We start from the raw sequence: 15207 nt of genomic DNA, 5'->3' as shown, positions 1-15207 counted from the left end.
CTTGTGATTATTTAATTTTTAACAAACTTGCATTAAGTGCGACCACGATGGTGCTGACACTCATCAGCACTGCGCCCATGGCGGGACTCAGGACAAATGTGGGATACAGAACACCTGCAGCAAGTGGAATAGCCACGACGTTGTAGCCCACTGCCCATACGAGATTCTGAATCATTTTGCTGTAGGTTTTCTTTCCAAAATCTATCATTTTCACGACGTCACGAGGGTCACTGTTGACCAGAATAATATCTGCGGTTTCGGCAGCAACATCAGTTCCACTGCCAACTGCAATGCCTACATCTGCTGCTGCCAAAGCCGGTGCATCATTTACGCCGTCTCCTGTCATGGCAACGATTTCTCCTTTGTCCTGGAATTCTTTTACTTTTTCCTGTTTGTGGTGCGGAAGTACATTGGCCAAATATCCATCCATCCCTAACTGCTTCGACACCGCTGCCGCTACCTTTTCGTTATCGCCTGTAAGCAGGAATGATTTAATGTTCATGCTGCGTAATTGGTCAATGGCTTCTTTTGCGCCTTCGCGAATTGTATCTGCTAAAGAAACAATACCCACGGGCACGTCATCAATCAGAATAAAGTTCACTGTTTCTGCATCCTGGTTGATTTCTTCCGGAATGGCAGGTACCTGTTTATTGTTTTGAACAAAATAATTAGGACCGGCCGCGACTACCGATTTACCACTTACCATTCCTGTAACTCCAATTCCCTGCATGTAGCGGAAATTGTCTGACTTCCATAAGTCCAGTTTTTTTTCGGCGAGGGTCTGCATGATTCCCTTTGCAATATGATGTTCGGAATTCTGCTGCACTGCCGCTACATACTGGAGTAAATCGTTTGCCGAATAGTGTTCCGTTAGAGGAATGATTTTCTGCACGGTGTGGGAACCTTTCGTAAGGGTGCCGGTTTTATCGAAAATTATGGTGGATAAGTTCCTGGTTGTTTCAAAAGCTGTACGGTTTCTGATGAGTAAACCATTTGTAGCTGAAAGCGTAGTGGAAATGGCCACAACCAAAGGAATTGCCACTCCTAAAGCATGAGGGCAGGCCGTTACCATTACCGTTACCATCCGTTCCAGAGCAAAAGCCAAATCTCCCATGGTGATGTACCAGTAAGCGAAAGTTCCTACTCCCACCACAATTGCTACTATAGTAAGCCATTTGGCTACTTTATCCGCCAGATTCTGAGTGTTCGACTTTGCTGCCTGCGCATCCTGAACCAAATTTATGACCTTATTGAGGTACGAATCCTTTCCAACCCCTGTTGCTTTTATCTTTAAAGCCCCGTCTCCGTTAATAGCCCCTGCGATTACCTTTCCGCCGGACTCTTTTCTTACAGGAACACTTTCTCCGGTAAGCATACTTTCATTCAAATAGGAACTGCCCTCGACAATCAGACCGTCTGCGGCGACTTTTTCGCCCGGTCTTATGATTACGGTATCTCCGTTTTTCAGCTGTTCCAGTTTTATTTTAACCGGACTTCCGTTCTGCTCGACGGTGACGTCATTTGGTAGTAAGGCAACTAGAGATTGCAACGCTTTTGAAGCAGCCATCTGTGAACGCATCTCGAGCCAATGGCCAAGCAGCATGATGACGATTAAGGTGGCGAGCTCCCAAAAGAAATCCATGCCCGGCAGCCCGAATACGACTGCAACGGAATAGACATAAGCTACAGTAATAGCCAAAGCAACGAGCGTCATCATCCCAATAGCTCCGGCTTTCACTTCACCCAAAAACCCTTTTAAAAAAGGCATTCCACCGTAGAAATAAATAATACTTCCTAAAACCAACAGCACGTATTTATCGCCTTGAAAAACTATGGTGAAACCAAGCCACTGCTGAATCATATGTGAAAGCAGCAGCACCGGAACAGAAAGCACCAGTGTAATCCAGAATCTCTTCAGGAAATCCGGTGTATGATGACCCGCATGTTTGTCAAATCCCGCCCCAGAACCTTCTAATTCTGTGTGATGATCATGATTCTGATGATGTTGGCCGTGCTGCTCTTTTACAGCCTGAGCCGTTCCTCCCAATGGAATTAAGTTCATTCCGCAGAGCGGACATTTCCCCGGTTCGTCCTTCAATATCTGGGGATGCATGGGACAGGTGTATTTTTTCATAATTTAATTTTTTTGCGTTCAATTCTGCTATTTGAGATTACTTCCGGGTTTGAAGTTCCTTAATTTTCGCCCTCATGACAGCAATTTCTTCCTCCTGTGCTTTGATAATTTCCTCGCCCAATTTTCTGACTTCCGGATCAACTAAATTACTTTCTTCAACCATCAAGATTGCACCGGCGTGATGCGGGATCATTGACTTTAAGAACTGCATATCTCCAACGGCGGTCTGCTGCCGAATGCCAGACCAAAACAGCACCATCGACAACACACCGACACCTATCAGGACTTTGTTGAATTTTTTATTGGGATACATCTTTCCCATTAACAGCAGTTCGATGATCAACATAGGAGAAGCCATGAGCCCGGCCATATAAAACTGATTGATATTGGGAATTACGTTGGCTAACCGATCGACCATCGCATACATTAAAATAAACATCGATACAAAGGAAATCAGAAGCATCCAAAAAAGTTTTTTGTATGCGCCGCTATGACCCATTTGCCCATCTTCTTTTTTTGAATCCGTATTCTGTGTAGAATGAGTTTCCCCCGAGGCGTCATGGTTCCGAGAAACTTTGTGGCTGTGTTGTGAATTTTCCATATTTTGCGTTTTTAAAAGTTAGTTAAGTTTATTAAAAAAATCGAGCAGCTCCTTTTTGTCCTTTGTTGATAAGTTGAAACCTCCGTGCATCATGCGGTACGATTTCAAGGGCATTTCGTCTTTTTCAATCTGGCTGATGATGCTTTTTATTTTCGCTTTTTTACGTCTTTTTGAATAATCATTGAACTCATCAAAATTGAGTTCTTCTTTGCCTTCTTTAATATGCTGAGCCATAAACGATGCTCCTGGCTGCAATTCCGAATACCACGGATAGCGGGTGTTATTGGAATGACAGTCATAACACGAAACTTTAAGTATTGCAGCCACGTTGGCGGGCACCTTTTCGGTTCTTTCAAAACTTTGACCTGCCGGAACGGTGGAGACATTACGCTCCACCGGTATGAAGTGAATGGCTAATACAACCGCCACCACGATCACCGACAGCCAACCTATGATATTCAATTTTCTCATATTACATGGTGCTCATATCGTGACCCGCCATTGGATCGACTCCTTTCTTGAATATGTATTCACTGTTTAGCAGGTAGGCCCCCGAAACCACTACTTCGTCACCTGCTTTAATTCCAGAGGTGATTTCAATTCTGTCTTCATATTCCAGACCCGTTTCCACCATTCTGTTTACGAAGGTATTCTTCGCGGTTTTCACCCAGACCGTGGAGGATTTACCATCCCTGATTACCGCATCCACAGGCATTGAAAGACCATCGCGGGATTTGTTTTCCACCAGAACATATACCGGCATTCCGGGTTTCAGCAGGTTTCCTTTGTTGGGCACGGAAATGCGAACCAGATTTATCCTGCTGGAGGCGCTTATTTCAGGGTTTGTAAAATCGATCTTCCCATTAATCTTCAAATTATCCATATCCGGTATATACACCGTGACTTTGCTGTCTTTCTGAAGGAGTGACATTTGAGAAGAATAAACCTGCGCCTCCGCCCACAGCGATGAAAGATCTGCCAGATTCACGATGGTGCCACCTTCGGCAAGATAATCGCCTTCGGCAATGCTGAGATCGGTGATGTACCCGGCTGCATTGCTGAACACGGTAGTGGTAGGCGTAGCTTTTCCTGATTTTTCCAATTGTTTGATCTGGTTTTCCGACATTCCCCATAAATAAAGCTTGTTACGGGAACTTTGGAGCAACTGATCGAAATCAATGGATGTATTGCCGACGAAAAGTTTTCGTCTTTCCAGTGCCAGCAGATATTCCTGCTTTGCATTGTTGAGTTCTTCACTGTAAATATCGACCAGCGGCGCCCCCTTCGGAACAAAATCGCCAATGTTTTTATAATACAAACGTTCAACTCTGCCCATTACTCTGGAACTGACCGCCTGCATCTGGTACTGGTTAAAATTGAGTGTTCCGGTAAGCGTGAGTTTATCGGCCATGGAACCGTCAGAAAGCGCGAGTGTCTTTATATTTCCTAATTTAATCTGTTCGTCATTCAGGATGAGTTCATTGGGATCCGCGTTCTTTTTCTTCTCCACCGGTACCAAATCCATGTGACAAATGGGACATTTTCCCGGTTTGTCAGATACCACCTGTGGGTGCATGGAACAGGTGTAATAGATATCGTGACCCGCATGAGGATCTTCTTCCTTTTTACAGGAGTAAAGAAAAACCAGCAAGGCCAACATTAAAATATTGAATTTCATCTTATCAATTTTTATCTGTTAATTTTTATGAAACTTTCGCTGTCCATAAGGTACTGTGCGTTTTCCGCAACACCATCTTCAGGAAGCAAACCACTTATGATCTGAATTTTATCCCCTACCACAGCGCCAGTAACAACTTTATGGGCAATAAAACCGCCCTCTACTTTTTTGAACGCGATTTTATCAATGCCCAATGAAACCACCGCTGATTTCGGAAGCCAGTCTGCCATTCTATTGTGGCTCATAATCTCCGTTTTAACCTGACTTCCAACAGGAATTTTTGCGGTGGAATTATCAAAATAGACGCGCGCCGTTACGGTTTTGCTGCCCTGCCTGAAAAAGGGTTCAATAAAACCTATGGTTCCTTTGAAGCGGCTGTTCGGATTGGATTCCGGAATGACCATTACAGACTGTCCTTTGCTGACCAAGCCAATATCTTCAGAAAAAATATTGATCAGGGCCCAGGTTCTGTTGGGATTATAGACACTGAAAATATTCTGTCCTTTCTGCAGGTACATTCCTTCCTTCAGCGGTAATTCAGCGGTCACCGCACTGGTAGCCTCCATTTCCGGTGCGGGTTGCTGTGCGGGTCCCATGCTTCCTGCCGCTCCTGCTTGCTGAATATGTCCGCTGTAATTGCTGAAAACCGGAATTGTGAGATCAGGTTTTCCTCTCTGGATAACTTTCTGAATCTGTGAAGCAGGCATTCCCAAAAGAAGTAGTTTCTGCCGTGAGGCATCGATCATTGTTTTGTTTGAGCGGTCATTTTTCAGAACAAAGAGCAGGTTTTGCTGCGCGGTTAACAGTTCCGGGCTGTATATATCTAAAATACGCTGCCCTTTGGACACTTTCTGGTATTTGTACCGCACATAGAGTTTTTCGATCCTTCCAGCTACGCGGGACGAAATACTGCCAATCTGCCGCGTGTCGTATTCCACCGTCCCTAAAGCATCAACGGTGGTGGGAATATTTTCCTTTTTTAAATTTACGACCGGCAATTCCGAGACGACAAATTCATTGGTGGGTTTCAGCAAATCGTCGAGTTTAATCCCTTCTTCCTTTTTAGCAGGAGCATCTTTCAGGACCAGATCCATACCGCATTTGGGACACTGACCGGGTTTGTCTGAGATTATTTCCGGATGCATCGGACAAGTGTAGGTGTGCATTGCCGCCTCTGCTGTGTGCTTATCTTCCCAGAACTTCACTTTATCACAGGCCGTTAAAGCCAACAAAAGCATGGTGTACATTATTAGCTTTCTCATCTTCTTTCAATTAAGCGGTCAATTTCAGTTTGCGTCTGCAGTGCTTTGGTAAGGATATCGAAATATTCCAACTGGGTCATATTCAGCTGTTCCCAGGCATCATACAACATGAAGAGTTCTTCCGTATTCTGCTCGTAGCCCAACTGCATGGATTTGTAGTTGTTTTTTAAGGCCGGAATGATGGTGTCTTCATAGAGTTTGAGCTGATTTTTATTCAGATCCAGTTCATTGCGCATTCCGTAGGCCATTCCACTGTATTCGTTTACCATCATTTCTTTCTGTGCCTGCAAGGCTTCTTCTTTCAGTTTCAGGCTTTCAATATTGGCTTTACTCATGCCTGAAGCCCAGGACACGAAAGGCAGCTTTGCCATCAGCATAAGGGAAAACTGCATGGGTTGGCCGCCGAAACCGAACATGTTTTCGAACTTCACTCCGTATTCCGGCTTTAGATTCTGTTTTTCCAGATCCTGTTTCAGTTTGGCAATATTAATTTCCTTATCAATGCCGCGAAGATCACTTCTGTTCTGATAAAAGAGATCCTGACCAAAAGTATCGAGAGAATAGTCATTCAGGTTGTATTCCGGTTCAATCTCCAGCGGTGCGAGCGCGTCTCTTCCCATGAGGGCATTTAGACGAATCCGGTTCACCCTAAGGTCGTTCTCGTACATGAGCTGCATGTTTTTGGAACTGCCAAGCGCAGCTTTCGCTTTGTAATAGGCTGATATTTTACCGAGTCCGTTTTTGTACCGGATCTCGGCGTTTCTGATCATGAAATCCAGCATCTTTTCGTTTTCCTTTACGACCTTCAGCTTTTTATCCAGGACGATTGAACTGTAATATAGTTTTTTCGCATCCTGAAAGTTTTCATTGAGGTTGGCATAGAGTTTTTCCTTTTCTACAGAAGACATTGCCTTCATCAGATTTTCGTTGGCATCAAGTTTCCTTCTGTTGGGAAACATCTGCTCCACAGAAACTGCTACGGAACCCATGCCGAGCATGTCGCCATCGCGTTGCCAGAGTTGTGGATTATAAGGTGTCATAAACAACCCGGCTCCAACGGTTGGTGGCATCCAGTTTCTTGCGCCTTTGGCTGCAGCGTCCATTGACCGGACTTCCGCATTATACATTTTAACCACAGGATTGTTGGCTGCAATACTGTCCATTACAGCCGGCAACGGCATCCGCTGAGCATAACTGGTGGTGCAAAGCAAAGCAAGTACTGCTGTTATTATGAATTTTTTCATTTTGTAATCATTTAAGGATTAATGGGAAGCGTCGAGCACGTCGATTTTCCCCAGTTTGTTCAGTTCCCACTCTTTTCTGCATATAAAAGATAACAGGTGTTACCAAAAGGATGTGAATTGCCGAAGTAAAAACGCCACCGACCATGGGTAATACGATTGGTTTCATCATATCACTTCCCACGCCGTGGCTCCAAAGGATGGGTACAAGTCCGAAGAGGGTGACACACACGGTCATAATTTTAGGTCTTAATCTTTTGGCTGCACCATTGATTACATATTCACGAAGTTCTTCATTGGTAATGGTCTCCCGTGAGTTTCCATTTTTGGCAATAAGCTGAATCATGGCATCGTTCAGGTAAATGACCATCACAATTCCGGTTTCTACCGCAAGTCCGAACAGTGCAATAAAGCCGACTGCTACAGCTACAGAGAGATTGACGCCCCAAATCGAAATCATAAAGACACCGCCGATTAAGGCAAAAGGAATACTGATGAGATTAAAGAAAGCTTCACGGTAAGAATTGAATGCAAAGTACATGGAAAGAAAGATCACGATTAATACGAGGGGCATAATCATCTTTAAGGTCTGCTCGCCGCGAATCAGGTTTTCATACTGGCCGCTCCATTCCACGAAATAGCCTTTGGGCATTTTGGTGACCATGCTGTTGAGTTTTTTCTGTGCTTCTTCTACGGTGCTGCCCAAATCCCGGTCACGCACGTTGAACAGAACGGTTCCGCGCAACATTGCGTTTTCCGAATTGATCATTGGAGGACCTTCAGTCAGGCGAACGTCGGCCACTGCACTCAGGGGGATGGAACCAAATTCCATCGTTTGCATTGGGAGTCTTCTCAGAGATTCCAAATTATTTCTGAAATCCTGGCCGTATCTGGCGTTTACCGAAAAGCGCTGTCGGCCTTCCACGGTGGTGGTGAGTTTCATTCCGCCGAGGGCACTTTCCACCACGGCATTTACGTCATCCACACTTAGGCCGTATCTTCCTATTTCTTCGCGTTTCACTTCAATATCCACATATTTTCCGCCGGTAATCGGTTCTACGTACATGTCTTTTATTCCTTCAATACCGGTGAGTTCCTTTTTTATTTTTTCGGAAAGGACCGCGATACTATCCAGATTCTGTCCATACACCTTCACCCCAACGTCAGTTCTAATCCCTGTGGAAAGCATATTGATCCGGTTGGAAATCGGCATAGTCCAGCCATTAGTTACGCCCGGAATCTGCAGTTTGGCATTCAATTCATTAATAAGATCATCTTTTGTAAGGCCGTCGCGCCATTCGTCCTGAGGCTTCAACAAAATAATGGTTTCAATCATTGAAATGGGTGAATTATCTGTCGCTGTGTTGGCTCTTCCTGCTTTTCCGAGGACATGATCCACTTCGGGGACTCCTTTAATGATTTTATCCTGTACCTGCAGTAATCTTTTAGCTTCGGAGTTGGAAATATCAGGCAAAGTGACCGGCATAAAGAGCAAAGATCCTTCATCTAAGGGCGGCATAAACTCACGGCCGAGGTTCATAATTAAAGGGATGCTGATGAGAAGGGCAAGAATATTGATTCCGAGGGTCGTTTTTTTCCATTCCATGCACCAGCGAATGATGGGTTCGTACACCCGCTCCAGGCCCCTGTTTATTGGGTTTTTATTATCGTCCTTAAATTTACCCTTCATAAAAAAGGAGATCAGCACCGGTGCAAGGGTAAGCACCAGGATTGCATCAACGATCAGGATAAAGGTTTTGGTAAACGCCAGGGGGTGAAAAAGTTTACCTTCCTGACCTGTCAACATAAATACGGGGAGAAAAGAAACCACGATAATCACCGTAGAAAAAAATACGCCTCTGGATACCTGTAAGGATGATTTTTCGATAATCTTCATCCGAATGTCTTCGGGAATTTTAACGTAACTGTCTTTCTCCTTATCTTTCTTTCTGAATATATTTTTTAACCAGTTGGTTTTCATTGTTATGGGTTTTTATTTTGATGATGGTTCTGCCAATCGGAGAGATTTTTATACGCATTTTCAGACATGATAATTCCGTTATCTACGATCACCCCGATTGCCAGTGCAATTCCGGTAAGCGACATGATATTGGATGAAAGTCCAAACGCATTGAGCAGAATAAAGCTGATGGCAATGGTGACCGGAATCTGAATAATGATACTGAATGCACTTCGCCAGTGAAAGAGGAACAGAATAACAATGATGGCGACCACGATGATCTCTTCGATCAGCTTGGTTTTAATATTGTCGATTGCCCCTTCAATCAGAGTACTGCGGTCGTACGATGTTTTGAAAGTGACGCCTTCGGGCAGGCCTTTTTCTACATCCTTCATTTTCTCTTTCACATCGTTGATGACCTTATCCGCATTTTCGCCATACCGTGCCACCACGATACCGCCCACGACTTCGCCTTCACCGTCTGCATCAAAAATACCCAGACGCAGATCACCACCCATCTGTACAGAGCCAATATCTTTGACCCGCACGGGAATACCGTTGTAATTTCCCAAAGCAATTTCTTCGATATCGGCTACGTTCTTGATGTAACCCAGACCGCGAATGATGTAGGCCATATCGGCCATCTCAAATTTACGTCCGCCCACATCATTATTGTTGGCTTTCACTTTGTTCATCACATCCATCAGGGAGACGTTATAGTATTGCAGTTTTACTGGATCTACAATGAGTTGATACTGTTTTTCGAAACCGCCAAAGGAGGCCACTTCCGCCACACCGGGAACCGTCTGAAGCGCAAACTTTACATACCAGTCCTGGAGGGCGCGCTGGTCTCCCAAATCCATTTTGGGTGCATCGAAATGGTACCAGAAGACGTGACCTACACCGGTGCCATCCGGTCCGAGAGTAGGCGTAACGTCTTGCGGGAGTAAACGCTGGGCATAGTTGAGCCGTTCCATTACCCGCGTTCTGGCCCAATAGATGTCCACATTATCTTCGAAAATGACATATACGAAACTCATCCCAAACATGGAAGAAGCCCGGATGTTCTTAATTTTAGGAATGCCCTGAAGGTTGCTGACCAGTGGGAAAGTAACCTGATCTTCAATAATCTGGGGGCTTCTGCCCATCCATTCTGTAAAAACGATGACCTGATTCTCACTCAGATCGGGGATCGCATCGATGGGATTGTCCCTTACCGCAAAAATACCCCAGATAAAAAGGCCGGTTGCAATTAGCAAAACGAAATACCTGTTGCGGAGGGACAGTTTAATTAAATTTTGAATCATGGTTCAGTATGTTTTCACTTAATCTTTTCCTGAACCTCGCCACACGACAGCATTTCTTTGCCGTAATAGGGATTCTTCACCTCACGTGAATCGCTAAGCCAGAATGCTCCTTTGTTGTCATTAAACATTGGGCAGAATATTTTGTACACCGGTTTTGGAGTTCCGAAATCCTTCAGTAGGTCGTAAAAATCTGCACTCATTATGTCCAGGTGTTCGCGCTGATGATCAATTTTTCCGGCATTATCTGCAATGTGCTCGGCGTGTTCCCGGATGCTTGATTCGAGGTCAGCAAATTCTTTCTTCTGTTCAGCGGAAAACCCGCTCTTTTCTATTTTAGGAAAGGAGGCCAGGATCCCTTTTGCTGCACTTACCGCTTCTTTATCATCATCTCCGGACAAAGCGAATGTAAGGTGGGTGTAATGGGAAAAAAGTTCCGAAAGATCAGCGGAAGTTTTTTTTGCGTCGATTACGGTTACCTTTGCGTCCATAGGCATATTGTCCATCGCTACACTGTCGGACATTGTGCTCATGTCATGCTGCATGGATGTTTCAGTGGTGCTTTTCTGTTCTTTATTTTCTTTACAAGAAGTGAATGCAAATGTGCCGATGGCCAAAAGGCTGAATAATACTGTTTTCATTTTTTTATAAGTTTAAAGGTTATTTATTTTTTATTGAAAAAGGCTTCGTAGTTTGCTTTATTTTCGAAGTACACGACGTTATCATTCTTATCGGAGATTGCAATAATAGCGGTTGCTTTATCGATGAGTTGATGAGATATAGGATCGTAGGCCATGCGTGCGTTTTCTTCCTGCGGGATTCTGAGCTTGCAGTTTTCGCAGCAGCCGTAATACGTCTTACCATCATGTTTTACTTCGAGCTGTTTTTTGCCCATGTAGGCATTGTTTACCATACAAACCTGGTCGTGGGGAACAATGTCGCCCGTCTTAAACTGTGCATTGGTAATTTGGGTATTTTCTGCTTTTGTATTGGTGCAGGAAACGAGGAATACTGCTATAAAAGCGAGTATTCCCAAAAGAATATTCTTCATTAAATTTTAGATTATAGGTTAATTTTTGAGCCTCCGTGTTTAGAAACTGCTTACGAAGATCCTAATCTTCAAGGTGTCCTTGCTCAAAAAAGAAAATTCTTTTGTGAAATTTACTCTTAAAGGAGAAGTGGCAGTTCGAAGGGAAATACAGCGCCGTTAAATAATCAGGGATAAAGTGCCAAAACACTTCACGACCGGACATAATACGGGATGTAATAGAAGGTATTAACCTATTTTGGGCGGTTCCCAAATGGTATGGAATCCACCTGAGTACAGGGGATTCTGATAATAGAAATTAGAATTTTTGTCATAGTAACCGGACATTCCATTTTTAGAATCCTCTAAAAATTTATTGTCCGCAAAAACAGTGTACTGAGCAGAACTGCAAAGGTTGCCGCTGCAGTTTCCTGAGCATCCTTCCGTTTGACAATTGTGAGATTGGGGGTGACAGCACTCATCTTTGCAATCGCCGCTGTCGCAAGACGGATGAAATTTCGCGAATGACTGTTTAATGAAAGTTTCGGCATGAGCCTCTGATTTCAAAATCTGCTTGTTCTTTTTACTGCAGGCTAAGGAAATCCCCGGCGCCAGAAATAACGCGAGTGTGAGGGAAAGCAATAAAGTTTTTAAATTTCCTTGCATTATAAAGTAAAACAGTACAAATATAGGAAATTATTTTTAACTTAATTGAAGATTGTGATGAAAAAGCGGACCGCAGCCCGCTAAATTTAATTTCATCTTCTGAATCCTTACTGCATTGCAAAAATTTTCGCGGTGATAAGTTAGAAAAAGTATTTTGGTAAGCCATTATTTATTATTAATCATGTGCTTCGCGAAAGACGTTCTTGTAGTGTTATTCCACAGAGAGACCTCACAGATCACATAATTATCTACCGGAAACAAAATCAGATTAAATCAGATTACAGCATATTAAACTTTGCCATCGCATTTATTTTAGTTTGATCTGCAATATCAATATAGGGCTTCATTGCAGAATAATCACTGTGACCTGTCCACTTCATCACGACCTGCGGTGGAATTCCTAAAGCCAAAGCGTTGCAGATAAAAGTTCGTCTCCCGGCGTGAGAGCTCATAAGCGCGTATTTTGGGGAAACTTCATCGAATTTCTGATTACCTTTATAGTAGGTTTCGCGAATCGGTTCATCAATTTCTGCCAATTCCGTTAGTTCCCGTAAATATTCATTCATTTTTTGATTGCTAATCACTGGCAAAGCTTTAGATTTTTCATATACTTCATCTTTATATTTTTCAAGTATTGCTCTGCTGTGATCATTAAGTTCAATAATTAAACTATCAGAAGTTTTAACTGTTATTATTTCGATGGAATTATCTTTAATGTCACTTCGTTTTAAATTTTCTACATCCGAATATCTCAAACCGGTAAAACATTGGAACATAAAAACATCTCTCACCCTTTCTAAATATTTTTTCTCTTTTGGAATGTCAAAATTCTTCAATTTACTTAGCTCGGGTTGAGTAAGAAAAATTATCTTTTTCTGAATAGTTTTGAGCTTCGGTTTAAAAAGTTCAAATGCTTTGTTTTCATTAAAACCTTTTTTAGTCGCCCATCTTAAAAACCACCGGAGGAACGAAAAATTTTTTAAGGCTGTGGAGTTTTGGAGTTTTAGATCATCTTGTAAAAAATATTGGTATTTTATTAATTTGTTTTCATCCAGGGATTTAAAACTTAGATTTTCATCAAATGTTTTCAAATGCTTTTTGAAAGTTTTCATTTTTGCCTGTGTCTTAATAGACCATAGATTCAGCAAAGACTCTTCTTTCGTAAAAACATCAAATAGTTCAAACAAAGTTTTATCTAGTTCAATCAGAACTACGGCTTTTTTGCCTATTTCAAGATTAAACAAGTTTTTAAAGTTCTCTTTTTCAGGTGGAAAAAACGGTCAAATTGACCACCTGATTTCGGAGCAAAGTGACCAGTGAATTTCGGTTTAAATTGACCACCGAGATTCGGAGCAAATTGACCACCTGATTTTCTTTCCATTTTCATTCATTTTAGCTTGTCTTTTTTCATGATGTTAAGCTCATAAATTCGCTGTAAAAAAGCAGCGGATAATGGCAAACCACTTAACAGACATGAACAAGATCAGAAAAGCAATCAAAATGCACCATTCGGGCAAGAGCAAGCTGTTTATCAGCAACTATCTTTCCCTATCTCGCAACACCGTCAAGAAGTACATTTCCCTTTTAAAAGGGTTAGGTCTTGGACCTGAAGATATTGCCGAGAAGAGCGACTCGGAACTCGAACTTCTATTTTCGCAGGGGAAAAACGAGCCCGTAAGCCCTAAAGTTCGGATTTTGCACGAATATTTTCCGGGAATGGAAAGAGAACTGAAGAAGGTCGGTGTCACCGTGCGCATGATGTGGGAGGAGTATATCTCCCAGCATAAAGACGGTTTTCAGGAGTCCCAGTTTCGGCACTATTACCGGATTTGGAGCAAACAGGTGAACCCTGTGATGCGTATGCAGCACAAGAGCGGCGACAAGATGTATGTGGACTACGCCGGGCAAACCCTTTTGGTGTACGACCGCACCACGGGTGAATCCCGCGAGATACAGTTCTTCGTCGCCATCCTTGGCGCAAGCCAGTACACCTATGCGGAAGCCTCACCGAGCCAGAAGAAGGAGGATTTTGTACGTTCGGTGGAGAACGCGATGATCCATTTTGAAGGTGTTCCGGCGGCCATTGTTCCTGACAACCTTAAATCAGCCGTAGTAAAGAGCAACCGCTACGAACCTACCATCAACGAGACTTTGGCAGATCTGGCGGAACATTACGACACCTCCATTCTTCCTGCAAGAGTTTACAAACCAAGGGATAAATCTCTGGTAGAGGGTGCGGTAAAGATCCTTTACCGGAGGATTTACGCCTATCTCAAGGACAGGAAGTTCTACAGCCTTGGGGAACTCAATACCGAGATATGGCGGCTTCTGGCCATCCATAATGAACGAAAACTGACCAATCGTCCCTATTCACGGAAGGATCTTTTTCTGGAGGACGAAAAGCCTGTGCTTCGGCCGCTGCCTGCGACACGCTTCGAGATTAAATACCAGTGCGTTGCCACCGTCATGAAAAACGGACATGTGCTGCTGGGGCATGACAAGGCTTACTACAGCGTGCCATACCCTTACATCCGCAAGAAAGTCAAGATACTGTACACCTCAAGCACTGTGGAAATTTACCACAAATACAACAGGATAGCCCTTCACAAACGCAGTTACAAGCCCTTCTCTTATACTACCGAGCCCGCCCATCTGGCCAGCACGCACCGCTTCGTGTCGGAATGGAGTGCGTCCCGGTTTTTGGACTGGGCAGGCGGGATCGATCCGGCAGTAGGCGATTATATCCTGCAAATCATTGAGAGCAGAAACCATCCGGAACAGGCCTACAAGAGTTGTATGGGAATACTGAGCTTCGAGAAAAGGGTGGGCAGAGAACGCCTGATCAACGCCTGCAAGCGCGGTCAAGAGTTCGAAAACTTCAGCTACAAAGCCATCGAACGGATTTTGGAGAACAACCTGGACCAGCGCAGCCCTGAGGAAGAACAGCACAGCGGAGATCAGCTTCCCGAGCATGCCAATATCCGCGGAAAACATTATTACAACTGATGGTAAACAGAAACCAAGAGAAAAGAGAAAAGAATCAAGAAACAAACAAAAACAACAATCAAAAACCATCCAAATTATGAACGAACCCACCCTTACCAAAATGAAACAGATGCAGCTCCACGGCATGCACAGCTCCTTCCAAGCCGCGGTTGAAAGCTGAAAAACAGACCATTACACCATCGATGAGTTTGTCTCGATGCTTGTAGACGCCGAATGGGACGAAAGACACAACAGACGCATCGAGAGAAGCATTAAGAACGCCAGGTTCCACTACAAATCCAGCATCGAGGAAATCAGCTTCGAGAGTTCCCGAAACCTCGACCGTACC

General features: G+C 43.7%; 13 protein-coding genes and 1 pseudogene. 2 read left to right on the top strand and 12 right to left on the bottom strand.

The genetic code is table 11. The features are described from left to right. Positions 1-7: 7 nt before the first annotated feature. The 12 genes from ACM44_RS07490 to ACM44_RS15325 form a co-directional block, all read right to left on the bottom strand. Complete coding sequence (locus ACM44_RS07490) at positions 8-2134, bottom strand: heavy metal translocating P-type ATPase (RefSeq protein WP_027376055.1); 2127 nt, start codon at positions 2132-2134, stop codon at positions 8-10. Positions 2135-2171: 37 nt separating this feature from the next. Continuing rightward, positions 2172-2735, bottom strand: coding sequence for a DUF305 domain-containing protein (locus ACM44_RS07485; RefSeq protein ID WP_048499414.1), 564 nt, complete (start codon positions 2733-2735; stop codon positions 2172-2174). 18 nt (positions 2736-2753) lie between these two features. Then, a complete protein-coding gene (locus ACM44_RS07480) occupies positions 2754-3206 on the bottom strand; it encodes a heme-binding domain-containing protein (protein WP_027376057.1) in 453 nt (150 codons plus the stop codon). Between the two features lies 1 nt (position 3207). Further along, on the bottom strand, positions 3208-4413 hold the full coding sequence (locus tag ACM44_RS07475) for an efflux RND transporter periplasmic adaptor subunit (RefSeq protein ID WP_027376058.1): 1206 nt from the start codon (positions 4411-4413) through the stop codon (positions 3208-3210). An 11-nt stretch (positions 4414-4424) separates the two neighbouring features. Then, positions 4425-5675: an efflux RND transporter periplasmic adaptor subunit gene (locus ACM44_RS07470; protein WP_233701962.1), complete on the bottom strand. Its 1251-nt coding sequence runs from the start codon at positions 5673-5675 to the stop codon at positions 4425-4427. Beyond that, positions 5672-6919 carry a TolC family protein gene (locus ACM44_RS07465; RefSeq protein ID WP_048499413.1) on the bottom strand — a complete coding sequence of 416 codons (1248 nt, stop codon included), beginning with the start codon at positions 6917-6919 and terminating at the stop codon, positions 5672-5674. Before ACM44_RS07465 ends, ACM44_RS07470 begins: the two co-directional genes overlap by 4 nt. Positions 6920-6926: 7 nt before the next feature. After that, positions 6927-8897 carry an efflux RND transporter permease subunit gene (locus ACM44_RS15855; protein WP_262486477.1) on the bottom strand — a complete coding sequence of 657 codons (1971 nt, stop codon included), beginning with the start codon at positions 8895-8897 and terminating at the stop codon, positions 6927-6929. Between the two features lie 2 nt (positions 8898-8899). Continuing rightward, complete coding sequence (locus tag ACM44_RS15850) at positions 8900-10183, bottom strand: efflux RND transporter permease subunit (protein WP_027376062.1); 1284 nt, start codon at positions 10181-10183, stop codon at positions 8900-8902. 14 nt (positions 10184-10197) lie between these two features. After that, complete coding sequence (locus tag ACM44_RS07450; RefSeq protein ID WP_034690455.1) at positions 10198-10821, bottom strand: DUF3347 domain-containing protein; 624 nt, start codon at positions 10819-10821, stop codon at positions 10198-10200. A 23-nt stretch (positions 10822-10844) separates the two neighbouring features. Continuing rightward, complete coding sequence (locus tag ACM44_RS07445; protein WP_027376063.1) at positions 10845-11231, bottom strand: hypothetical protein; 387 nt, start codon at positions 11229-11231, stop codon at positions 10845-10847. 920 nt (positions 11232-12151) lie between these two features. Then, positions 12152-13117: a site-specific integrase gene (locus ACM44_RS07435; protein ID WP_053215448.1), complete on the bottom strand. Its 966-nt coding sequence runs from the start codon at positions 13115-13117 to the stop codon at positions 12152-12154. After that, on the bottom strand, positions 13099-13254 hold the full coding sequence (locus ACM44_RS15325) for a hypothetical protein (RefSeq protein WP_160303981.1): 156 nt from the start codon (positions 13252-13254) through the stop codon (positions 13099-13101). Before ACM44_RS15325 ends, ACM44_RS07435 begins: the two co-directional genes overlap by 19 nt. Before the next feature lie 71 nt (positions 13255-13325). Between ACM44_RS15325 and istA the strand changes: the two genes are divergently transcribed. Both istA and ACM44_RS15950 read left to right on the top strand, forming a co-directional pair. Next, on the top strand, positions 13326-14879 hold the full coding sequence (istA, locus tag ACM44_RS07430) for an IS21 family transposase (RefSeq protein WP_048499412.1): 1554 nt from the start codon (positions 13326-13328) through the stop codon (positions 14877-14879). Between the two features lie 196 nt (positions 14880-15075). Then, positions 15076-15207 (top strand): annotated as a pseudogene (locus tag ACM44_RS15950) (ATP-binding protein); the annotation flags it as partial.

Source organism: Chryseobacterium koreense CCUG 49689 (assembly GCF_001045435.1).
Classification (GTDB): Bacteria; Bacteroidota; Bacteroidia; order Flavobacteriales; family Weeksellaceae; genus Kaistella; species Kaistella koreensis.
Note: the sequence above shows the minus strand (reverse complement) of the source record. Positions and strands in the feature narration are given on the sequence as shown.

What these genes read in the sequence shown, in the direction of transcription:
- ACM44_RS07490 (WP_027376055.1), bottom strand. Translation starts at nt 2,134, where the DNA reads ATGAAAAAATACACCTGTCCCATGCATCCCCAGATATTGAAGGACGAA.
- ACM44_RS07485 (WP_048499414.1), bottom strand. Translation starts at nt 2,735, where the DNA reads ATGGAAAATTCACAACACAGCCACAAAGTTTCTCGGAACCATGACGCC.
- ACM44_RS07480 (WP_027376057.1), bottom strand. Translation starts at nt 3,206, where the DNA reads ATGAGAAAATTGAATATCATAGGTTGGCTGTCGGTGATCGTGGTGGCG.
- ACM44_RS07475 (WP_027376058.1), bottom strand. Translation starts at nt 4,413, where the DNA reads ATGAAATTCAATATTTTAATGTTGGCCTTGCTGGTTTTTCTTTACTCC.
- ACM44_RS07470 (WP_233701962.1), bottom strand. Translation starts at nt 5,675, where the DNA reads ATGAGAAAGCTAATAATGTACACCATGCTTTTGTTGGCTTTAACGGCC.
- ACM44_RS07465 (WP_048499413.1), bottom strand. Translation starts at nt 6,919, where the DNA reads ATGAAAAAATTCATAATAACAGCAGTACTTGCTTTGCTTTGCACCACC.
- ACM44_RS15855 (WP_262486477.1), bottom strand. Translation starts at nt 8,897, where the DNA reads ATGAAAACCAACTGGTTAAAAAATATATTCAGAAAGAAAGATAAGGAG.
- ACM44_RS15850 (WP_027376062.1), bottom strand. Translation starts at nt 10,183, where the DNA reads ATGATTCAAAATTTAATTAAACTGTCCCTCCGCAACAGGTATTTCGTT.
- ACM44_RS07450 (WP_034690455.1), bottom strand. Translation starts at nt 10,821, where the DNA reads ATGAAAACAGTATTATTCAGCCTTTTGGCCATCGGCACATTTGCATTC.
- ACM44_RS07445 (WP_027376063.1), bottom strand. Translation starts at nt 11,231, where the DNA reads ATGAAGAATATTCTTTTGGGAATACTCGCTTTTATAGCAGTATTCCTC.
- ACM44_RS15325 (WP_160303981.1), bottom strand. Translation starts at nt 13,254, where the DNA reads ATGGAAAGAAAATCAGGTGGTCAATTTGCTCCGAATCTCGGTGGTCAA.
- istA (WP_048499412.1), top strand. Translation starts at nt 13,326, where the DNA reads ATGGCAAACCACTTAACAGACATGAACAAGATCAGAAAAGCAATCAAA.